This is a genomic window from Oceanobacillus profundus, assembly GCF_003515705.1.
GTDB lineage: Bacteria > Bacillota > Bacilli > Bacillales > Amphibacillaceae > Oceanobacillus > Oceanobacillus profundus.
The window spans coordinates 46,164-67,308 of sequence record NZ_QWEH01000012.1 but is presented as its reverse complement, the minus strand read 5'-3'; the positions used below and the strand labels follow the sequence as shown (position 1 = coordinate 67,308).

Genomic DNA, 21,145 nt, shown 5'->3' with positions numbered 1-21,145 from the left:
GCAGTAGCTTTTATAATTTAACCTCGTGTTTGAATGTTATTATGAACGGAAATTATAGAGGCATGCAGCAGACATGCCTCTACATATTATCTGGTTTTTAATGCTGAATATTTAGACTCCGGCATTAACAAACCTAAATGGCCCCGAAGTGTACTGTAATCATATTCCTTTCTAAATAGCCCGCGCTGTTGAAGTATTGGAATAACTTGTTCAACAAATTCGCTTAAGCCACCAGGTAAATATTGAGGCATCAAATTAAAACCATCCGCACCTTCAGCTACAATCCAAGCTTCTAATTGGTCTGCAATCTGTTCCGGTGTACCGAATATCGTGAAATGTCCTCTTGCACCAGCAATTCGTTTATAAAGCTCCCTAATTGTTAAGTTTTCTCGCCTCGCCAGTTCAATTATTAATTCTCTTCTGCTTTGGTTTCCATTCGTTTTCGGGATTTCATCCGGAAGTTGATCATCAAGTGAAAGATTTGAGAAATCCATACCACCAAGATAATCGGATAAGAAATCAAGTCCAATCTCTGAAACAATCAGGTCTTGTAATTGCTCATATTTCTCTTTAGCCTCAGCCTCTGTCCTGCCTATAAAAGGGGAAACACCTGGCATAATTTTTACTTCATCCGGTTTTCTTCCAGAGGCAATTACCTTTTTCTTTACTTTTTTATAAAATTGTTGTGCCCCTTCAAGCGTCTGCTGTGCTGTGAAAATAACATCCGCTGTCTGGGCCGCAAGCGTTGTGCCATCTTCTGAAGACCCCGCCTGAACGATAACTGGATGACCTTGCGGTGAACGCGATGCATTTAATGGTCCTTTTACAGAAAAATGCTTTCCTTCATGATTCAATGAATGCAACTTATCAGAATTAAAGTAAACACCAGATTCTTTATCACGAATAAGTACTCCGTCTTCCCAACTATCCCATAAACCTTTCACGACTTCGACAAATTCACCTGCTCGTTCATAGCGTAGGTCATGCGCTAAATGTTCCTTCTTACTAAAATTGCTTGCTTCGTGCTCATAATAGGACGTCACCACATTCCATGCTGATCTTCCATTGCTTATATGATCTAGTGAAGCAAATTTTCTAGCTAGATGAAATGGCTCATTGTATGTTGTTGATGCTGTAGCTGCAAGACCAATTTTTTTTGTAACAGCAGCTAATGCAGGAAGAAGTGTAAGCGGATCTAGCCTTACTAATTCTGCAGGGTGTGATAATCGATGAAAAGAAAGACCATCACTTAAAAAAATCATATCTAGCTTTCCTTTCTCAGCAATTTCAGCAACTTCACGATAAAAGTTAAAATCCTCAAATCCATCGGCTGGAACATCTGGGTGTCTCCATGAGGCCATATGATGACCTGTTCCCATAAGAAAAACACCTAAAGCTATCTGTTTTTTCTCCACTGTTTTCAATCCTTTCATACTATTTCTTTTGATAAACTGGATTCCACTTTAGGAGTCTGCTCTCTAATAGCTTTGCAAGAGAATCTGCCAGCTTCCCTAAAAGTGCGTATAGTAATATCGCTAGAACAACGATATCAAGTTGCATAAATTCTCGGGCATTATTTGACATGTAACCAATTCCAGAGGAAGCTGCTACTGTTTCTGCTACGATTAACGTTACCCACATTGTTCCCAGTGCATATCGAATTCCAACTAAAATAGATGGCAGTGCTCCCCTCAGTACAATTTTTGAAAAAAGCTTCTGCCTTGATAATCGATAAACATTCCCCATTTCAATTAGCCCCTTATCAACCGAACGAATGCCGTGATACGTGTTTATATAAATTGGAAAAAAGACACCAATAGCTACCAAAATAACTTTGGGCTCTTCACCAACCCCAAACCATAATATAATAAGTGGAATTAAAGCTAAATGTGGGATATTACGGAACATTTGAACGGTAGTGTCTAAATGTTTCTCCGCAATCGGATATATTCCATTTAATAAACCAAAAATTAACCCTAATCCACCACCGATTACAAAACCGGTTAATGCACGGTTAAAGCTAATAAAAATATGAGTCCACAGATCTCCATTCACAGCCATTTGAGCACCCGCTTGAACAACTTCCAAAGGGGGAGGCAATATGCTGCCTGAAATTGACCTGTTCATTGTAAATAACTGCCAACCCAATAACAATGCTACCGGAATTATCCACGGGGCTATTCGGTCATAAAAACTACTAGTTTTTTCTTTCACTTTTTTCACTTCCTTTTACTTACATAATTCATCCGTGAACTTATGAACTATGAATAGAATGTTTGGTGGTACACACCTAGATTTCACTTATGCAGATAGGAAGGTCTATACTTTCCTATCTGCTAAGCTAGCCATTAATTAACTGATTTTAATTATTCATTTTCTGGATACCAAATGTTCTCTGTGAAGTCTATTTCATTATTAATTAACCCAATGTCTAATAAATCTTTTGCTTCGACTTGTAAATCTTCTATTGCTTGATTGTCTATAAACTGTACATTGGATTGTTTTCTTGCTAAGACCGTTCCCCATGTGGCCGAAGGAATTTTGGTCGCTTCTTCTAATAGCTCAGCTGCTTCAGTAGGATCCGCATCAATACTCTTGCCAACTTGTGATAAGTGTTCAATGAATAATTCGACTACCTCAGTAGCTTCCTCGGTTATCTCAGAAGTCGCAAAGTAAAATGATCTGTATGGAACAATATCTTCTGCTGTCTGTAAAACCACATTCCCTCTAGATTCAGCATCAGCTAAATATGGATCCCAAACAACCCATGCATCTACCTCTCCTTTTTCAAAAGCAAGACTAGCATCTGGTGGATTAAGAATGACAGATTCAATATCATCAATCGATAAATCGACAGCGTGAAGCGATTTCGTTAATAAATATTGAGCAATCGATGCGTTATTATAAGCAACCTTCTTCCCTTTTAAATCTTCAAGAGACTGTATATCGGAATTTTCGCTTACTAAAATCCCCTCCGATGTTGGGGCAGATGGTTCACTAGCAATATATTTAAAGTCACTTCCTTTATCTAAAGCAAAAATAGACGGAATATCCCCGGCTCCTGCAAAGTCAATACTTCCAGAATTTAATGCTTCAAGAATTGAGCTACCAGTATTAAACTCCGACCAAGTAACTGTATAACCTAGATCTTCAAGTTCTTTTTGAAGCTCCCCATCATTCTTTAGAGTCAGTGTTGTGCCATTTTTCTGATAACCGATTTTAATTTCATCCGAGGAACCTGCAATCGCACTGCACCCTGCAAATAGAACGGATAGCAATAATATACTGAACAAAATGAACATGTTCCTTTTCGAAAAATAATCCATTTTATATACTCCTCTCACCTATACTGTTTGCCGTATGCTAATAATCTCATGCACCTTGGGTATAACCTTTTCACCTATTTCTTGTATTGTTTCTAAATGCGGGAAACCCCGTAACAATACTTTATCGAATCCTAAATCAGCAAATTCCACAATCCGTGCTGCAACCTGATCTGGCGTTCCAACGAGTGCAATCGAATTTCCAGACAATACCTGGGTCAGTCCCGCCCACAAATTAGGGCCAATCTTAAAATTATTTTCTCGCCCTTCTTCCATTAATTGGTGCAGCCTTTTTACACCAACGGAATCACCTTTTGCTGTTGCCTGCTTTTTCTCGTTTAACAAATCAATTTCAGCCTTTGTGAGCAGTCTATCAGCATTCTTATAAGCTTCTTCTTCTGTCTGACCTAATACAACTTGAAAAGAAACACTATAACTCAATTCCCGATTGTAAGCTGCTGTCCGTTTCTTCATTTCGTTAATTCGTTCTTTCGTATTTTCCAGTGTTTCCCCCCATAACATATAAACATCAGACTCCGCTGCTGCTACGTCCTTACCAACATTTGATGCGCCACCAAAATATATTTTTGGTATAGCTTCAGGCTTTGGAAATAATGTTGATCCTTGAAGTTTATAAAATTCACCTTCATGATTAACGGTTTCTTCTGTAAATAGTCGTTTCAATACTTGAATATACTCCCGAGTTCTCCGGTATCTTGTTCCATGATCCAAAAAATCACCATCAGCAGCTAAATCCACTGGAGAACCTCCTGTTACCACATTAACGAGCGCTCTTCCTCTTGACCAATAATCTACTGTAGCAAACTGTTTAGCAAATATAGATGGTTGAATCGAACCCGGGCGAATCGCAAAAAGAAATTTTAAGCGATCTGTCTGACCGATCAAATTAGCTGCAACAACTAGGGAATCCAGGCACCCTCCACCTGTTGGCAATAACAATGTTGAGAATCCTCCTTTTTCTGCTGCTTGTGCAATATCCCTAATATATTCAAATGTAGGCAGTCTTTCCGAACTTTCATCTGTCCCTGTCCAAGGGTTCACTTTTCTGCGTGAAGCATTATTGCTGGATGCGCCAACAAACTCCCCATCGCCTGATGTTGGTGCCATTGTAATAAATTCAACCATGTTAAAACCTCCACAATGTTATATATTTAACTTCTTTTTTCAAAGCCGTTGATATAAGAATAAAACTGCAATCAATCACATAGTAAAGTTATTCATTTCCAACTTTTCTCATCCTGTGTTCCTGTAAATCAAGCTTTTGTTTTCCAAGTACACTCGATAAAAGTTCTTCTTCTAACTTTGCAAATTTTGGATTTGATCGAGTTCTTGGTCTTGGGAGATCTATTCGCAAATCCAGTTTCACCGAACCGTTTTCAATTAAAATAACACGGTCCGCAAGCTTAATTGCCTCACTCATATCATGAGTAACCAGAATCGTTGTAAATTTCTGTTTCAACCAAAGTTCCTCAATAAGTAACTGCATTTCTAACCTAGTCAACGCATCAAGCGCTCCCAATGGTTCATCAAGAAGCATCAATTTTGGTTTTGATGCCAATGCTCTAGCTAAAGCAATCCGTTGCTTTTGTCCTCCTGATAAAACGGCTGGCCACTCTTTTGCCCTCTCTTCTAAGCCGACTTGTTGTAAAGCCCACTTCGCTTGTTCCATCCATTCTTTCTTTAAACCTAATCCAACTCCAACATTCTCCAGAACTGTTAACCAAGGCAATAACCGAGCATCTTGAAACATAATTCGTGCCTGTTTATTTAAACCATCTAATAGGATATCATCCTGCTTAACCTCTCCAGTGGTTGCTTTCTCAAGGCCAGCAATATGTCTAAGCAAGGTACTTTTTCCGCATCCACTCTTTCCAACAATTGCAATAAATTCACCAGGATTGATACGTAGATCAACTTCACGCAATACTTCTAAATGTCCAAAGGATTTTTCGAGTTGGTTGATTTCCAATTCGACACCTAAATTTGTCATTCTAGAGAGAGCCTCCTTCTCATTCATTTTTAAAAACTAGGAGCAATTTCATTTTCTGGCAACTCTGATTGATGCAAAAGTAAATTGGTCTTAATTCTATCTTCAAATTGGTCAAATGAGATTGAATTGCTTAACTGAAAAAACTGAATACCATCATTTCTAGCTTTTTCATATGACAGTTCACAGAATGTCTGTGGTGGGGCAACGAATGCCTCCACACCTTGCTTTTCAGCAAATTTTAATGCTGCACCCCGCCTTCCTTCTTTTAAATGTACAGCTGGATTTTCATAGTCTGCAACCTGTTTAGTTTTTGAATTATAAATCCGTAAAACCTTTCCTTCCACAATTGGTACGATAAACTTCCTTTCATCCAGTACTGCAGCAATAATCATACTTTTCTCTCCTCACTTCTTTGTATTTTTCTTTATTCTACAAAACTAGCTCCCAGGCTTTTCCGTAAAGCGGAATTAATATCAGCTTTTATATCCTCAGCATCTTCTAATCCGACCGATATTCGAATTAATTCTGGTGTAACACCGGTAATTCGCTGCTCTTCTGGTGATAATCTAGAGTGAGTAGTACTTGCCGGATGGATAACAAGTGTTTTTGAATCACCTACATTAGCGACATGTGATAAAAGCTTTACCGATTGGATAAACGTTTTTGCCGCTTCAAGTCCTCCTTTTATGCCAAATGTAAAGATTGCTCCTGCTCCATGAGGTAAATAAGTTTCCGCAAGCTCAAATTGGCCATCTCCTTTTAAACTAGGGTAGTTTACCCATGTTACCAGTTCATGCTCATTTAAATACGCAGCAATCTGTTTCGTATTTTCGACATGCTGTTTCATTCGAAGCGGCAGTGATTGAAGCCCTTGAATAAATAACCAACCATTAAAAGGAGATAAGGCTGTTCCAAGATCATGCCCTAACTCAAATCTAGCTTTTGAAATAAAAGCACTTTCACTAGTCAGTTCCACATATGATTGGTTATTTAGTGAACCTTTGGGTGTTGTAAATTCTGGAAAGTTACCATTTGCCCAGTTAAACTTTCCTGCATCGATAATGATTCCGCCAATCGATGTTCCATGCCCACCAATAAATTTCGTTGTCGAATGAATAACAATATCTGCTCCAAATGCGATCGGGCATTGGAGATACGGTGTCGTGAAAGTAGAATCTACAACTAAAGGTATACCGTGTTCATCAGCTATTTGGCTTAATTTTTCGATATCAGCTATTTGCAGCCCAGGATTCCCAATTGTCTCCGTAAAAATTGCCTTTGTATTTGCATTAATCGCATTGGTTATTTCTGAGAAATTTGTTCCATCAACGAAACGAACCGTTACACCAAAACGTTTAAACGTTTCAGAGAAAAGATTGTACGTTCCACCGTATAATGCATTTGTTGTCACAATCTCATCTCCTACTTTTGCAAGTGTTAATAAAGCGATTGTGATGGCTGACTGTCCAGAAGAAACTGCAAATGCATCCACACCACCCTCTAACCCTGCTAGGCGTTTTTCAAGGACCCGGTTAGTTGGGTTCGCATTACGTGAATAAATATATCCTTCCCCCTGCATTTGAAATAGGGACGCAGCATGATCTGTGCTTTCAAATCCATAGGATGTTGTTTGATAGATAGGTACAGCCCTAGAATGTGTTACCGCATCAAGTTCTTGCCCCCCGTGCTGTGCAATAGTATTAAAATTTAAAATACCATCATGTTCATTCGTCATTTTTTATATCTCCTTTTCATTATTTAATGGCAGCAAAACTAATTTAATTAAACAGATAGGTTAACTTGGTTTAATGGATAAAAAAACATCGCTTTTAATAACTATTTTTCAATAACAAAGAGGCTGAAAGTGTTTTTATCAGTAAACATTCAAACATGATTGACAAAAATATCCGATTCGGAAATACACTTAGAGCATCAAGCGACAGATGGTGAGCACCCTTGTGATATGTACCCCAATGTCTCACCCATGCCCCTTCCGTCTACGTATATTTTCTGCGCTAAGTTTGTCTATCGTTCTTCATTTATTTAAATACTTTAGATATCTCGCAGCCTCTTTGAATTATCACATACACCCTCCTTATTTTCAGTGGAATTAAGAATTGGCACCTTGCTACTCAACTTATGACATAATTGCTGCCGCAGGATCAGTAGACCAGATTCTTCCCCAGACTCTAGATAAGGATTTTTTATGGGTCAACTTATTTTGCACTGGGGGAACTCCCTACATGTTCTCTCAATTTCTCCAGTTCACTCCCTAAAAACCTCGCTACTTCCAGCATACCGTATTTTCCGCTTTTTGCTTCTGCTTCGCTATTGTAGTTCGTATTTGTGTTAATATCGTACGTGTAAATATTCCCATCCTTATCCTCAATAAATTCGATTCCTGCAATACGAATATTATTCGCCGCTAGGACACGCTCATATTTTTCTAATACTGGATGATTAAATCCCTCACGAATTTGAAACTTAGCTGGCTGGGCACTTTCTTCACCCACCGGGCAAAAAAGATCATCGATTGTGCAAGCATCTGCCGGACATAATTCAAATCCCTCTGATGTATCCACACGCATAGCATAAAGGAACTTTCCATTAACAAACTCACATCGCGTAATATAGGACTCCGGAGATTCAATATACTCTTGAAGTAACGTAACGCCATCAACCGGCTCTTCAAACGACTCCCCTTCCACATAATTTTGCAGTGCGTTTATGGAAGTAAATAATTGAACGCCCAAGCCTTTACCTGCACGATTATGCTTCGTTATAAACTTCTTCCCTTTAAATGCTTCTGCTGCTTGTAAAATATTTTCTTTCCCTACAGCTGCAATTGTCTTTGGTGTCTTAACACCATACTTTTCAAGCTCAAGATATTGCAGAACCTTGCTTACTTCAAGCTGCAGTGCACGACTGCCGTTTATTACAGTTCTTCCATGATGCTCTAACCACGCGAGTACAGCATTCGTTAATTCTGGTGCAAACCGATTTCCACGGGTATGTGACGAAGCACTCATCCGATTGTAAAAAACCCCTTCTGGAGGTGCTGCACTAAGATCAACCGTACCATTATCAAGCAACCAATCTTCATAAGGTAAATTAAGCTCTTTTAATCGATTAATTAAATGCTCTGTCCACTCATTATTTTCATGGATAACGTATATTTTACTCATTTATAATTCTCCCCTAACTTAGATATTCGTTAATGTATTACGTAATTCTTCAACCTTAGGCATTACTTGCTTTGCAAAGCGTTCCAATTCTTCAAGCTGTGGAGAGCATTGTAATAATAGTTGATCTACTCCGGCTGCTTCATAAGCTAAAATTCGCTTTGCAATTTGTTCCGGTGTGCCAACAAGATTCGGACGCAATCCCCGGTTTGATACTGAGTAATCTTGCAATTTAAGCTGTTGCTCAAGCTCTGATTTCGTTGTAAAATCTTTCATACCTGCATAGCCTGCTGCATCTTTAACTGTCGTAATACGGTGTAATTCTTCCTGTGCCTCTTCCTCCGTATCTCTGCAAATAACATAGGCAGCCATACTAAATGATTGCAATGCTTCTTTTTCAGCCTTCTTTCTACGTCTCTTCATATCTTCAATTTTATTCCTAACTTCTTCCACCGTTCCGCCATGCATCACATATGCGTCACAATAAGCTGTAATAACTTGCTTTCCTTTTTCACTCTCACCACCAGCATATAAAATTGGATTTGGCCGTTGAACTGGCTTTGGTGATAAATTTGTATTTTTAATGTTATAAAACTTTCCATCATAAGAAAATGTCTCTTCCGTCCATAATCCTTTTAAAACTTCTAAAAATTCACTTGTACGATCATAGCGATCATTATGCTCTGTAAATTCTCCACCATACTGTTTGGCCTCTTCCTCCCACCAACCAGAGACAACATTTAAAGTGAATCGACCATTGCTAATTTGGTCAATATTTGCGGCCATTTTAGCAGTTACCGCCGGGTTATGGAATACCGGTCGGACAGCGGTCATAATTTCCATTTTCTCGGTAACAGCTGCCAGTGCTGCGGCAGTTGTCCATGCTTCAATAGAATCGGCTTCAATCCCTTTAATATCATTCAAATATAATTCAGCTATTAACGTTGTATCATAACCCCACGTTTCAGCGTGTTGAATGACTTTCTTTGCGTAATCAAATGTTGGTGGCATATTTTCATCCTCTACATTCCTTAGCCATCCACCAAAAATCGGTAACCAAAACCCATATTTCATTGTTCCATCTCCTCCTAACTTCTGTTCAACAAAAAACCTCTATTCTAGGATAAGAATAGAGGTTTTACATATTATGTATGTATGCTCTTCTTATCTTCCAAGCAGTCTGCTTGATGGAATTAGCACAGTATTCTTAAATGAACCTGTTGCCGAGGATTCTTTGGGCCATGTCCCTCCACCTCTCGTGATAAGATAAATCAAATAATGAAGTTGTTGGTTGAATAATAATATAAAACTTAAGAAATGTCAATCAATTAATTCTTATAATTCTTAGTTGACTTATATGATTTGATATATTAGAATATATCCAACAATTGAAAATTCTTATCAAGAGAAGCTGAGGGAACTGGCCCTATGACGCTTCAGCAACCACTAATTATTTTAGAAAGGTGCTACTTCCAGCAAGATTTTTTCTTGAGAGATAAGAGCTGATAAATGATGTAGTGTACCCTCTTTTCTCTTTTTAGAAGAAAAGGGGGTTTTTTACTCGTATTAAATATTTAGTACCTGTCAACTAAATTTAAACTGTGAACTAACTGCTGTGGTATGAGGAATTCCGCTAAATATACACAATGATCTAGCACTAGCGGTGGAAACAAACAGTGACTTCTGCCGGGGGACGGAGCCATAGTGAGACTTCAAAAACGACAGTTCAAAAAGGTTCACGGGTCCCCCGAATAAAGCGTAGTGTGTTTCCGTAGCGAGTATACGTACCAATCCATCATTACAGATTAGTGCAGTTTCTCAAAAGTCTAATATTAATCAGTGTTTCGTAGAGTACAAATAAAAAGCTAAAGGAGAATGTTTACATGAGCGAGATTGTAATTCTATCCGGAAGTCCTTCTGAGTTTTCAAGATCTGAGCAGGTGCTTAAATATTTGGGTACTTTATTAGAAGGTGAGCAATTCTCAGTAACGCATATTTCTGTAAAAGATGTACCATATGAAGATTTATTTCAAGGAAATTTCAATAGTACTGCTGTTAAAGAAATTGCAGTCAAAATCCAACATGCCAAAGGACTAATCGTCGGATCACCAGTATATAAAGGAGCATATTCCGGTGTGCTAAAAGCTTTGATTGATATATTGCCACAGGATATTTTGAAACATAAGCCAGTACTACCGCTTATGACAGGTGGAAGTCCCTCCCATTTACTTGCTGTCGAATATACGTTAAAGCCGGTTCTTGCTACATTAAAAGCACATAATTTAAAAGGTCTTTACCTATTGGATAGACAGATTGATAAGCAAAATTCCCTTCCAATTATTGATGAAGATATTTTACAACGAACAAAAAAACAACTCTTTTACTTTGTTCAGCTTATAAATAATCCAGTTGCTAGAGAAGTTGTTACGTACTAAAGATGCTATTCAATAATAAAAAGGGAGAAATAATATGACAAAAAAGCGTATTTTTTTAAATGCTTTCGATATGAATACTCCGGGACATCAATCACCTGGACTATGGACACATCCAGATGATCAGTCGCATCGATACAAAGATAGTGCCTATTGGACTGAGCTTGCAAAAACATTAGAAAATGGAAGATTCGATGCAGTCTTTATTGCAGATGTATTAGGGACCTATGATGTATATGGTGAATCCCGTGATGCAGCAGTAAGAAATGGTGTGCAATCACCAGTTAATGATCCATTTCTAATTGTTCCATACATGGCAGCAGTGACAAAGCATCTCGGTTTTGGAATTACTGCTTCTGTGACACATGAGCATCCATACACATTTGCTCGTAAAATCAGTACGTTAGATCATTTAACAAATGGACGTATTGGCTGGAACATCGTTACCTCTTATTTAAAAAGCGCAGCTGTTAATATGGGATTAGAAGATCAGATTAATCATGATGAACGCTATAATATTGCGGAGGAATATTTGGAAGTTTGCTATAAGCTTTGGGAAGAAAGCTGGGAAGATGATGCGGTAAAGCTTGACAAAGAAAATCGCGTTTTTACAGATCCAAGTAAAGTTCATGATATTAACCATCAAGGAAAATATTACCGGGTCCCTGGTGCTCATCTATGTGAGCCTTCTCCCCAACGGACCCCTGTTCTTTATCAGGCGGGCGCATCCAAAAAGGGGCGTGCTTTTGCTGCTAATAATGCGGAGCTTGTTTTCATTGGCGCACCAACGATTGCAACAGCAAAAGCAACCGTGGATAAACTGCAAGAAGATATCGAACGGGCAGGAAGATCCAAAGAAGAAATAAAAATTCTTACGATGTTTGTACCGATTGTTGGCAAAACAGAAGCAGAGGCTAAAGAAAAATATAAAGACTATCAACAATATATAAGTGCAGAAGGTGCACTAGCACTATTCGGTGGGTGGACTGGAGTCGATTTATCCCAGTACGCAAAGGATCAAGAAATCAGTTATATCGAAAATGATTCGATTCGGTCCGCACTTGAAAATTTCACAAAAATCCATCCTGATCGACCATCAACAGTAGAGGATGTTATCCAAACAATTGGTATTGGTGGAATGGGAGCAACGGCAATTGGCGCTCCCGAACAGATTGCAGATGAGATGGAGCGATGGGTCAACGAAGCTGGTATAGACGGATTTAACATCGCATATGCCATTACTCCAGGGTCTTTTAAAGATTTCGTTGAGCTCGTTATACCTGTTTTACAAGAAAGAGGACTTGTTCAAACCGAATATGAAGGAAGTACTTTAAGAGATAACTTATTTGGAAAAGGCGATAAGCTCCTTGACACGCATCCTGGAAGGAAAAAACACTTGCTTGTAAAGTAGTAATAACTAAAAAGGAAAGCATGCCATTTCATTATAGGCATGCTTTTTTACTGGTGAGTTTACCATTCAATGTCTGTGCTCCTCACTATGTATTACTTCTTCCAAAAATGTTTCAGATTTCGTATGATCATGTTCATCACAGTAATAAACAACTGTTTTTATTTTATGAGAAATATCACATACATATGAATATCTAAGGAGGTTTTTCATATACGAACCCTCATGAGAACCTACTTCCAATACAGTTGTATCCGTACTATATTCTACCCAATTATGATGTGATGATTCCTTATCATTACTCTCATGCTCTATTACTTCTGCATTCACTGTATTATATGACACTGCTAGGACAATTACTTGGAGAAGAACCACTGCAAAAATCAATTTTTTCATCAATTCACCCACTAATTTAAAGTCATTAAATAATTTCTGCCGTTTTTTATGAAAATATACATTTAGATTCAATTCTCTTGTATGGAAATTAAAAACAGGAGCACTATCCCTATAAATGATAGTACTCCCATTATAACTTTAAAGGCTTCTCAGTCTAAAATAATATTGCTTTTATTTCTCATAAACCTCATCGCTCTCATCACTTTCCACAGATTGTTCCGGTCCGCCACCGACTACATAATCTTCCGGTGCATCCTCAAAGTAATCGGACGGATTCGGTGCTGCCGAAGCATTATTGCTTATACGGATTTCAACCGTATAAGTCATCCGAACAAATTCATTAAATACACCCATGTCCACGACGGTACCTTTCACTTCAGGGGAATCAACATATTTCACAATATAGTTAATATCGGCACCTTTCGAGTGATATTCTTCATAAAACAATCTTGGCAGATCGCCTTCTAACTGACCTCGAAAATCACGTAAATAAGGACTTCCTTCTGAATAAGTAACGGTAATATTCTTATTATCTTTATCTGTCAGCTTTGTTCCTGCCTCAACGGACTGTGAAATAAGTGTTCCGTATGAAACATCTGTGCTAAATTTATGTTTTACTGTCACGAGTAGATCAGGATAATTTGCCACAGCTTCTTCTGGAGTCAGCTCCCCAAAGTTCGGAACTTCAGTAGCTTCTCCCAATGAGACAACAACTTTCATTTTATCCCTTTTAGCAATTTTTTCATCTGGTGCTTCACTCTGACTAATAATATTCCCGGCTTCAATCGTGTCGGAATCCGATTCTTCATATGTCATTTCAATTTCATTGGTTTCTGCCCATTTTTCTACTTCTTCTTTGGCTACCCCAGCAAAATCAGGTATGTTGATATTCTTCTCGAAAACTTCTTTTCCTTTTGAATAATAGACAGCAGCACTATCTTTACGCTTGTATTCTGATTCATCAATGTTGCTATCCCTGATGGAAAACTGAATAAAGCCACCTTCTTCGATATCATCGCTATATTCTGTGACCATCTGCAAATTTTCTGCTTTATTTTCATCAATCCAGGTTTGCGCTTCCTCATGTGTCATCTCCGAAAAATCAACAAGCGGAATAACCTCTTCTGGGTCAGCTCCTAAGCTGCTAGTTAATTGAAGCGTTTTTCCTTTTCTAATCTTTTCTCCAGGAGATACACTTTGCGAAATAATCTGGTTTGCATCATACTCCATACTATATTCCTGCGCTAATTCAACCTCTACATCATTTTCACTTGCCCAAGAACGTGCTTCTGAAACAGGCTTGTCCACAAAATTTTCAACTTTCACATGAACAAGCATATAGTAAATGAAGAATATCAAAACACAAGCTAAGACAGTTCCAGAAATAATCAGCCACATCCGGCGTCTTTTTTTCTTTCGATAATCCTGATCAATTTCTACTTCTTCTTCTGCGTCTTGACGGCGACTGCTTCTGGAAGAATTAGACTCTGACTTAAGCGGGGTATCACGCTCAGGTACTGTTTCTTCACTTTCCGCAGCAGAAGCTTGTTCTTCCTGCTTCCGCTGCGTTTCTATTTTTTCCTGCTTAACACTTTTCTCTTCTTTCTTATCTTTTATTTCTTTGTCTTCTTTTTCATTTACCAGATCATCATACTTGTCTTTATTAAACTTTGATAAAAAATCACTCATAGGAAGACAGTGCACCCTTCCTCAAATGGAAAGCCTGATCAGACTGTAAAGCAATTTCATTGGAGTGCGTTACCACAATGACACATTTCCCGTGTTCATGTGCCAATTTTTTAAAAATATCAATAATTTCCTGTTCCATCTCTTCATCAAGGTTTCCTGTAGGCTCATCAGCAAGAATTAATTCCACATTGGTCGCGAGAGCTCGGGCAATAGCCACACGTTGCTGCTCCCCCCCAGAAAGCTTATTAACGAAACGATCTGCTTTACTTTTTACAATACCAATATAATCTAGTAAATTATAAGCTACTGTCTTTGCATCTTCTGGAATTTCATTTTCCGTAATCGTCATAGGAACCAGTACATTTTCCACAGCTGTAAAGGTCGGTATTAAATTATAGCTTTGAAAAATAATCCCGACATTATTACGACGGTACTTTTCATAGCCAATTTTCTTAATGTCTTCTTCATTAAATAATACTTCTCCGCTATGGGGCGAATCCAAGGCACTGAGTAATGATAACAAGGTGGTTTTCCCTGAACCGGACTGCCCTAAAATCGTATAAAACTTCCCTTTTTCAAAAGAGACAGATGTATCCTTTAAGATATAACGACGCTGTTCGCCATCTTGATAATAATAATTTAAATCTTTCGCTTCTAATATCATATTCTCACCTCTCTATTAATGAGCGTAACCCCTCTATTACATCAGTATTTTCTTCGGATTTAGCCTTACAATATAAATTAGCGGGATAACCGTTGAAATTAAAATAGTTAACAGACCAATTCCATAGAAGCCCAGAACATAGCTTGAGTTAAGATTTACCTCATAAGAGTCTATGACATCCTCTGTTGTCAAATCTATTTGTGTATCACCAAAATAAATATACTCTTCATAATACTCATCTTGATTCTCATTAGCTTTCATCATCATATCAGATACCTGTCCAGCTAAGAGATTCCCGCTAAACAAGGATAATGTGATACCAATTACTGCAACCACCATCACTTCAATTAGAATTTGCCCTACCACACGGATCCGTCGTTCTCCTAAGGATAAGTAAATGCCCAGTTCGCGTTTCCGGTCCCGGAGGAATAGTAAAACTACTAATCCAGTTATCAGCACCGTTGCAATTACTGCAACAAGCAAAACATATTTTGCTAGTTTGGACATCGACTCCATTGGTCCTGCGATGCTATCGTATTGATCCGTAGCATTGATTACAGTATAAAATTCGGGCAGCAATGGAGCTACCTCTTCTTCAAATGCTTCACTATCTTCAGGGCTGTTTAAATAAAACATCGGTGTGTAATATTCGAAAGAGTCCCCTTCTTCTTCCATCATTTTTGCAAATTCTTCATCCTCTTTCATATATTCTTCCATATGATATCTATTTTCGCTGGCGACAATCTCATTTGGAACATATACTGTATTTTGATACTCTATGTCCATCCAATCTATCATACCGGTATCTGAGTCTACTTCTATATCTTCTTTAATTGACTGCGGTTCAAATAAGCCAATTACTTCCAATACGACATCTCGAGAAGTGACTACATCCTCTTCACCTGTTTCTTCATCATACGTATAGACTGCATTCTCTAATGTAAAAGTATCACCTATATTTAGATCATTTTTTTCTGCCAATTTAGTTGAGATGATAGCTACAGAAGTGCCATTGTCCACTTCATCTTGGGTAAAAACGCGACCATCAACTAATTTACCCTTCTGTTCTTCAAAATCAATCACGGGAGCATAGTTAATTCCATTCAGCTTAAAGTCCATGCTGGGGCCCATCATAACTACTTCATCTTCCGTCTCTTCACCCTGATAGCTCTCAATGCTCTCTGACCCTAGATAGGTAGACGTATTATAATCAAAGTATTTCACATAGGAAAGCGCACCAATTTGTTTTATCAAATCAATGTCTATGTTTTCAATCTCTAGCCACTCTTCCTCGCTTAGATCTTCCACTGCTTCATGATCGAGCTCGAGCGTTGCGGCAGTTCCCAGTCTATCTTTAATATTCGTTTCTACATTACCAGTTGCCTGTTGAATAGAAATTGCTCCTGATATTAAATTCCCTAAAATAAAAATAACTGCTAATAAAATTAATGATTTCCCTTTTTTTCTTGTAATACCTAAAAACCCACGTTTAATAAAATTCATTCCAAACCCCCTCACTAAAATAATTCCACTTTTGCCAATAAATCCACTTAATAAATATATGTATGATAGATGTTATTCAAGGCTCCCTTGGAAGCTAACTCTCACCTCATTCTATTTAATTGTATTATTTTTGTAATATAAATGTATTATATTCGTAATACACCAGAAAAACAACTAATATTTTAAAAAAAATCCAAAATTTGTATTTACTTATTGATTGGATAAAATTACCATTTCCATCATAATCAATTTTACAGAAACCTCCCCTAGAAACTAGCAAACTCTGTATTTGATAATATATTGTCCTAAGACAAATGAATGCATAAAAAATCCTTCTAAGATTTCTACTATCTTAGAAGGATTTTCTTAAGTTACACCATGCTTGTATTACTTCTTTGAATACTATTATTTTAATAACCCCTCTGGGAAGGTTGTTAAATCAATATTAAATATAAGCGGCAGCATAAAATAAGCAAATAAAACAATGAGTATCGTTGAGAACACATTTAAAGCAAATCCTGTTTTTACCATTTCGATAATTTTTAGTTTTCCAGTCCCGAATATAATCGCATTTGGCGGCGTTCCAACCGGCAGCATAAATGCACAGTTAGCCGCAATGGCACATGGAGCCATTAAAGCAAGCGGGTGGACATCAATCGCAACTGCTAAAGCACCTAAAATTGGCATAATCATAGTCGCTGTAGCTGTATTAGACGTGATTTCTGTTAACATCATAATTAATAAAGTTGCACCAGCAATAATGATAAAGATATGGAGACCATCGAGTATTGTAAGCTGTTCTCCTAGCCAACTAGATAAGCCACTTGATTGGAAACCTGCTGCAATTGCAAGTCCTCCACCAAATAATAACAACACACCCCAAGGAATGTCTTTCGAATCAGCCCACTCGAGTACACGCGGACTCGCTTTTGCGGGGATTAAAAATAATAGAACAGTTGCCATCATGGCAATCATCCCATCTGAAATTCCTGGTAATTGGTAAATCAGTGCACTTTCTCCACTCCAGAAAAAGTCTTTTGAAATCCACATAAAAGCGGCAAAAACAAAGACGGCTGAAACAACGCCTTCTTCATAGGAAATTTTCCCAAGCTTTTTTCTCTCATCTTGGATCAATTCTTTTCCACCCGGTATGTGTTTAAGATTAATCTTAAAAGCAATTTTTGCTAAATAATACCAAGTACTAAGCAGGACTATGATCATGAGTGGTGTTGCAAACAACATCCATGATGCAAAGGAAATTTCGATGCCAAATAGTTCTCTAACCTGTCCGGCAAGTATTATAGTTGGAGGTGTTCCGATTAAGGTCGCAAAACCGCCAATCGTCCCAGCATAACCAACTCCAAAAAGCATTGACTTTTCAAATTTTGGCAAATCTGATCCATCTTTTTGACCTTTAAGTGTAGCAGCTACTTGTGCAGTTATTGCAAGAGCCATTGGAATCATCATCATTACCGCCGCTGTATTAGAAACCCACATCGATAAAAAGGCAGTAGCCGACATGAATCCGAGTAAAATCCGTTGTGTACTCGTTCCAATAACAGCTATAATGAACAGGGCGATTCTTCTATGTAAATCCCATTTTTCCATCGCCGTCGCAATAAAGAAACCACCTAAAAACAAGAAAATAATATCATTTCCGTAAGCAGAAGCAACCGCTGAACCTTCCATACTTCCTGTCAGTGGCAGTAAAATAAGGGGCATTAAGGACGTCACCGGAATCGGAATCGCTTCTGTAATCCACCACGTAGCAATCCATAGAGTAGAAGCTAATACAAACCTTCCTTCTGTTGATAGACCTTCTGGAAAGAAGAAAATTAGTGTTAGCACAAATAACATCGGTCCTAATATTAATCCAACCTGTTGACCTTTTGAGTAAGGTTTTTTCTCATTTGGTTTATTTGGCTTAGCATCTTTTTGATTCAGTTGTTCATAATCACCTGACTCCTTTTTTAAGGCTTGACTGTCTTTTTTAGCATAAGCAAACACGTTAAGTGCATCTTTTGTTTTCTTATGCTGCTGCCACATTTTGTTCCAAACAAGGGCAAAGTCTTGTTTCATCATATCCACCTCTTTTTCAAATATTTGAAAGCGTTTACTACATTATTCATGAAACCAGAAGCTACGTCTAGTTTATTTAATTAAATGAAACCAGCTTCTAAAAAAAGAGGTGCGTCAATTGTAGCTTTATATTTTTGTAAAGGCCGACCTAAAACTTGGTAAATTAATTGTGTTTCGATTAATTTTTCTTCCTCAAAAAAACGCAGGTATTTACGTAAAGATACGTGTGATATGGAACATTTTTCAGCAAGCTCCGTTGCAGTAAGCCAGTCATCGATTTCAATCAAACATTGCATGATACGAAAGGCAGTTTCTTTCGTAATTCCTTTAGGCAGCGTATAGACTTTATTTTGTCCGCCCTTATGAAATAATCGGTCAACTTCTTGCTGCGAAAAAACTTCACTTTTATCTAGCTTGTTCAAACGGTATCGATTTAAAGCTTTTTGAAAACGTTTAAAAGAAAATGGTTTGATTAAATAATCGACAACACCAAAGCGGTGTCCCGTTTGAACCGTTTTCGCATCATTAGCTGAAGTAATTAGGATCACATCCAAATCTATTCCTTCTGCTCGAATTTTTTTCAGTAGGTCGAGACCATTCGTCGTGCCGATATAAACATCAAGCAGAAGTAGATCAGGTTGATGTTGCTTAAGTTTTTTCAATCCATCTTCGAGCGTATGTGTATCAAATATAAGTTCAAAACCGTCTATTTTATTTAAAAATAGACGGTGAAATCTACTAACATCTACATCATCTTCAATCATTGCAACCTTAATCATTTGCTTAGCTCCTTTCTGTATAAGGAATGTGAACCGTAATAATAGTCCCTTTATCTTTTTCAGATAAAATGTCTAATGTTCCATTAAGCAGCTGAATTTTCTTTTTGATATTGGCTATTCCATATCCATGATCACCTTTTTTTGAACTTATTAAAACTTGTTGCTCGCTTGCCGAAAACCCAATGCCATTATCTTCAATCACATAACGCAGCACTCCACCGACTTGTTTTAATGTGAGTGTCAGGTTTTTATGCTCCTTATGCTTCATCGCTTCCCATGCATTATCACAAGTATTACCGATCACCGTAACCCAAGTATCAATGAACTCCGTATTCATGCTTGGCCAAGGTATTCCACTTTGGACATGAACGTTAACCCCCATTTGTTCCATCCAGCCAATTCTTTTAGCTAGATAATGAGCAATACTCACATCTTCAACTAGCTGGCCGACTTGGCTTGCAGCACTTGCTGTTTTCAGATGGTAACGCTCAGATATATCTGCAATATAATCTTTTAATTCTTCATAGGATTCTGTTTCAACCATCGCCTGAATGATATGAAGTTTATTCATAAATTCATGTGTTTCACTTCTTAAGCTATGTGCATACACTTCTGCTCCAATAAGTTGTCTCATTAAGTCATTGAGTTGGCTTCGTTCATTAAAGGTTGCCAGTGCACCGACACATTGATTATTGACATAGATAGGAACTCGAGTGACGATTGTTTCAACATCGCCTCTTTTGATTAGCTCATGGAGGGCAGTAGATTTTGTCTTTATCGCCTCTTGAAGTTTTAACTCTGGCCAAATAAGATCAATAGGAGTATGTTCGAATTGTCCTTGGTAGCCAGTCCGCCTTAAAAATTGCTGGGCTGTATCGTTGGCTAAAAGAACTTCTCCCGTATTATTTATCGCTAACATCCCATCATTAACAGCCTCAAGCATGGAATTTCTTTCTTGAACAGCTAAAGCGATTTCTTTTGGCTCCATGCCATTCAATGTTTTCTTCATTCGGTTAGCGAGATACCAAGCACCAATAAGACCAAGGATTAAACTTATCGCAGTAATCATAATTAAGATAATTTGATTTTCTAAGACAGCTTCTTGAATCGATTTCGTTGCAATCCCGACAGAAACAGCTCCAATTTGATTGCCTTGTTGATCCCAAACAGGATGAAAAGCCCTCATGGACGGGCCTAATGTGCCTATATCTTCTGATGTATACTTTTCGCCCTCCAAGACTTCTTCAGCATCTGACCCAACAAAGGTTTGTCCAATTTTTTCACGGTCAGGATGGGTAAAACGAATTTTTTGGTTATCCATTACGACAATATATAGAAAGTCATTTTCTTCACGAACCAGCTCAACGTAATCAATTAATTCTTGATTGGTTTCTCCAACAAGTAGTGAATCTTGAATAAGTGTATTATAAGCAATGTGGCTTGCGCTAATTTGAACCTTTTCGGCTAGATTATCCTTTGTATTTTTGGATTGGTTATAAGCCACAAACAAACTCAATATTAGGAGCGATAGTATAACTATAAGACTAGTAAATAACATCACTTGGCCTTTTAATGAAACTTTTCCCCATAGTTGCTTCATCTGTCACGCACTCCTTTAAATACTGTATACAAATTATATGAAATGGTGTTTAAGCTAGAGATAGTGACCCAATTTTGAT

General features: G+C 37.8%; 18 protein-coding genes and 2 riboswitches. Of the genes, 2 read left to right on the top strand and 16 right to left on the bottom strand.

The window, feature by feature from the left end:
• Positions 1 to 86: 86 nt before the first annotated feature.
• From D1B32_RS16005 to D1B32_RS15965, 9 genes are all read right to left on the bottom strand, one after another.
• Positions 87 to 1,433 carry an LLM class flavin-dependent oxidoreductase gene (locus D1B32_RS16005; protein ID WP_205126990.1) on the bottom strand — a complete coding sequence of 449 codons (1,347 nt, stop codon included), beginning with the start codon at positions 1,431 to 1,433 and terminating at the stop codon, positions 87 to 89.
• Position 1,434: 1 nt separating this feature from the next.
• On the bottom strand, positions 1,435 to 2,214 hold the full coding sequence (locus D1B32_RS16000; protein WP_240033813.1) for an ABC transporter permease subunit: 780 nt from the start codon (positions 2,212 to 2,214) through the stop codon (positions 1,435 to 1,437).
• Positions 2,215 to 2,366: 152 nt separating this feature from the next.
• Entirely contained in the window at positions 2,367 to 3,326 is a 960-nt protein-coding gene (locus D1B32_RS15995) for an aliphatic sulfonate ABC transporter substrate-binding protein (RefSeq protein WP_118889887.1), read from the bottom strand.
• Between the two features lie 18 nt (positions 3,327 to 3,344).
• On the bottom strand, positions 3,345 to 4,469 hold the full coding sequence (locus D1B32_RS15990; RefSeq protein WP_118889886.1) for an LLM class flavin-dependent oxidoreductase: 1,125 nt from the start codon (positions 4,467 to 4,469) through the stop codon (positions 3,345 to 3,347).
• A gap of 88 nt (positions 4,470 to 4,557) precedes the next feature.
• Positions 4,558 to 5,334: an ATP-binding cassette domain-containing protein gene (locus D1B32_RS15985; RefSeq protein WP_095310765.1), complete on the bottom strand. Its 777-nt coding sequence runs from the start codon at positions 5,332 to 5,334 to the stop codon at positions 4,558 to 4,560.
• A 29-nt stretch (positions 5,335 to 5,363) separates the two neighbouring features.
• The gene (locus tag D1B32_RS15980) at positions 5,364 to 5,726 is read right to left on the bottom strand and encodes a NifB/NifX family molybdenum-iron cluster-binding protein (RefSeq protein WP_118889885.1); all 363 of its coding nucleotides are present in this window, start codon (positions 5,724 to 5,726) and stop codon (positions 5,364 to 5,366) included.
• Positions 5,727 to 5,758: 32 nt separating this feature from the next.
• Positions 5,759 to 7,069, bottom strand: a complete 1,311-nt coding sequence (locus D1B32_RS15975) for an O-acetylhomoserine aminocarboxypropyltransferase/cysteine synthase family protein (protein ID WP_118889884.1) — start codon at positions 7,067 to 7,069, stop codon at positions 5,759 to 5,761.
• A 481-nt stretch (positions 7,070 to 7,550) separates the two neighbouring features.
• Positions 7,551 to 8,519 carry an ATP-grasp domain-containing protein gene (locus tag D1B32_RS15970; protein WP_118889883.1) on the bottom strand — a complete coding sequence of 323 codons (969 nt, stop codon included), beginning with the start codon at positions 8,517 to 8,519 and terminating at the stop codon, positions 7,551 to 7,553.
• An 18-nt stretch (positions 8,520 to 8,537) separates the two neighbouring features.
• On the bottom strand, positions 8,538 to 9,590 hold the full coding sequence (locus D1B32_RS15965; RefSeq protein WP_118889882.1) for an LLM class flavin-dependent oxidoreductase: 1,053 nt from the start codon (positions 9,588 to 9,590) through the stop codon (positions 8,538 to 8,540).
• Positions 9,591 to 9,677: 87 nt separating this feature from the next.
• Positions 9,678 to 9,784: riboswitch (SAM riboswitch) on the bottom strand.
• 127 nt (positions 9,785 to 9,911) lie between these two features.
• Positions 9,912 to 10,018, top strand: a riboswitch (SAM riboswitch).
• A gap of 381 nt (positions 10,019 to 10,399) precedes the next feature.
• On the opposite strand from D1B32_RS15965, the gene ssuE reads away from it, so the two are divergent.
• Together ssuE and D1B32_RS15955 are read left to right on the top strand one after the other, a co-directional pair.
• Positions 10,400 to 10,951 carry an NADPH-dependent FMN reductase gene (gene ssuE / locus D1B32_RS15960; RefSeq protein WP_118889881.1) on the top strand — a complete coding sequence of 184 codons (552 nt, stop codon included), beginning with the start codon at positions 10,400 to 10,402 and terminating at the stop codon, positions 10,949 to 10,951.
• Between the two features lie 34 nt (positions 10,952 to 10,985).
• The gene (locus D1B32_RS15955) at positions 10,986 to 12,359 is read left to right on the top strand and encodes an LLM class flavin-dependent oxidoreductase (RefSeq protein WP_118889880.1); all 1,374 of its coding nucleotides are present in this window, start codon (positions 10,986 to 10,988) and stop codon (positions 12,357 to 12,359) included.
• A gap of 66 nt (positions 12,360 to 12,425) precedes the next feature.
• Here the strand turns inward: D1B32_RS15955 and D1B32_RS15950 are convergent, their stop codons facing one another.
• The 7 genes from D1B32_RS15950 to D1B32_RS15920 form a co-directional block, all read right to left on the bottom strand.
• The gene (locus D1B32_RS15950; protein WP_095310780.1) at positions 12,426 to 12,752 is read right to left on the bottom strand and encodes a hypothetical protein; all 327 of its coding nucleotides are present in this window, start codon (positions 12,750 to 12,752) and stop codon (positions 12,426 to 12,428) included.
• A 171-nt stretch (positions 12,753 to 12,923) separates the two neighbouring features.
• On the bottom strand, positions 12,924 to 14,441 hold the full coding sequence (locus D1B32_RS15945) for a PASTA domain-containing protein (protein ID WP_118889879.1): 1,518 nt from the start codon (positions 14,439 to 14,441) through the stop codon (positions 12,924 to 12,926).
• A complete protein-coding gene (locus tag D1B32_RS15940) occupies positions 14,434 to 15,105 on the bottom strand; it encodes an ABC transporter ATP-binding protein (RefSeq protein ID WP_095310783.1) in 672 nt (223 codons plus the stop codon). The genes D1B32_RS15945 and D1B32_RS15940 overlap by 8 nt, the downstream gene beginning before the upstream one ends.
• Before the next feature lie 36 nt (positions 15,106 to 15,141).
• Positions 15,142 to 16,608: an ABC transporter permease gene (locus tag D1B32_RS15935; protein WP_095310787.1), complete on the bottom strand. Its 1,467-nt coding sequence runs from the start codon at positions 16,606 to 16,608 to the stop codon at positions 15,142 to 15,144.
• Positions 16,609 to 17,013: 405 nt separating this feature from the next.
• Positions 17,014 to 18,687, bottom strand: coding sequence for an SLC13 family permease (locus tag D1B32_RS15930; RefSeq protein ID WP_095310789.1), 1,674 nt, complete (start codon positions 18,685 to 18,687; stop codon positions 17,014 to 17,016).
• An 80-nt stretch (positions 18,688 to 18,767) separates the two neighbouring features.
• Complete coding sequence (locus D1B32_RS15925; RefSeq protein ID WP_095310791.1) at positions 18,768 to 19,466, bottom strand: response regulator; 699 nt, start codon at positions 19,464 to 19,466, stop codon at positions 18,768 to 18,770.
• A 4-nt stretch (positions 19,467 to 19,470) separates the two neighbouring features.
• Positions 19,471 to 21,066 carry an ATP-binding protein gene (locus tag D1B32_RS15920; protein WP_095310793.1) on the bottom strand — a complete coding sequence of 532 codons (1,596 nt, stop codon included), beginning with the start codon at positions 21,064 to 21,066 and terminating at the stop codon, positions 19,471 to 19,473.
• Positions 21,067 to 21,145: the final 79 nt, after the last annotated feature.

Excerpts from the sequence above, each read along its gene's own strand:
- D1B32_RS15955 (WP_118889880.1), top strand. The coding sequence starts at position 10,986 with ATGACAAAAAAGCGTATTTTTTTAAATGCTTTCGATATGAATACTCCG.
- D1B32_RS15940 (WP_095310783.1), bottom strand. The coding sequence starts at position 15,105 with ATGATATTAGAAGCGAAAGATTTAAATTATTATTATCAAGATGGCGAA.
- D1B32_RS15980 (WP_118889885.1), bottom strand. The coding sequence starts at position 5,726 with ATGATTATTGCTGCAGTACTGGATGAAAGGAAGTTTATCGTACCAATT.
- ssuE (WP_118889881.1), top strand. The coding sequence starts at position 10,400 with ATGAGCGAGATTGTAATTCTATCCGGAAGTCCTTCTGAGTTTTCAAGA.
- D1B32_RS15945 (WP_118889879.1), bottom strand. The coding sequence starts at position 14,441 with ATGAGTGATTTTTTATCAAAGTTTAATAAAGACAAGTATGATGATCTG.
- D1B32_RS15920 (WP_095310793.1), bottom strand. The coding sequence starts at position 21,066 with ATGAAGCAACTATGGGGAAAAGTTTCATTAAAAGGCCAAGTGATGTTA.
- D1B32_RS15990 (WP_118889886.1), bottom strand. The coding sequence starts at position 4,469 with ATGGTTGAATTTATTACAATGGCACCAACATCAGGCGATGGGGAGTTT.
- D1B32_RS15935 (WP_095310787.1), bottom strand. The coding sequence starts at position 16,608 with ATGAATTTTATTAAACGTGGGTTTTTAGGTATTACAAGAAAAAAAGGG.
- D1B32_RS15965 (WP_118889882.1), bottom strand. The coding sequence starts at position 9,590 with ATGAAATATGGGTTTTGGTTACCGATTTTTGGTGGATGGCTAAGGAAT.
- D1B32_RS16005 (WP_205126990.1), bottom strand. The coding sequence starts at position 1,433 with ATGAAAGGATTGAAAACAGTGGAGAAAAAACAGATAGCTTTAGGTGTT.
- D1B32_RS15975 (WP_118889884.1), bottom strand. The coding sequence starts at position 7,069 with ATGACGAATGAACATGATGGTATTTTAAATTTTAATACTATTGCACAG.
- D1B32_RS15985 (WP_095310765.1), bottom strand. The coding sequence starts at position 5,334 with ATGACAAATTTAGGTGTCGAATTGGAAATCAACCAACTCGAAAAATCC.
- D1B32_RS15925 (WP_095310791.1), bottom strand. The coding sequence starts at position 19,466 with ATGATTAAGGTTGCAATGATTGAAGATGATGTAGATGTTAGTAGATTT.
- D1B32_RS15995 (WP_118889887.1), bottom strand. The coding sequence starts at position 3,326 with ATGGATTATTTTTCGAAAAGGAACATGTTCATTTTGTTCAGTATATTA.
- D1B32_RS15950 (WP_095310780.1), bottom strand. The coding sequence starts at position 12,752 with ATGAAAAAATTGATTTTTGCAGTGGTTCTTCTCCAAGTAATTGTCCTA.
- D1B32_RS15930 (WP_095310789.1), bottom strand. The coding sequence starts at position 18,687 with ATGAAACAAGACTTTGCCCTTGTTTGGAACAAAATGTGGCAGCAGCAT.
- D1B32_RS15970 (WP_118889883.1), bottom strand. The coding sequence starts at position 8,519 with ATGAGTAAAATATACGTTATCCATGAAAATAATGAGTGGACAGAGCAT.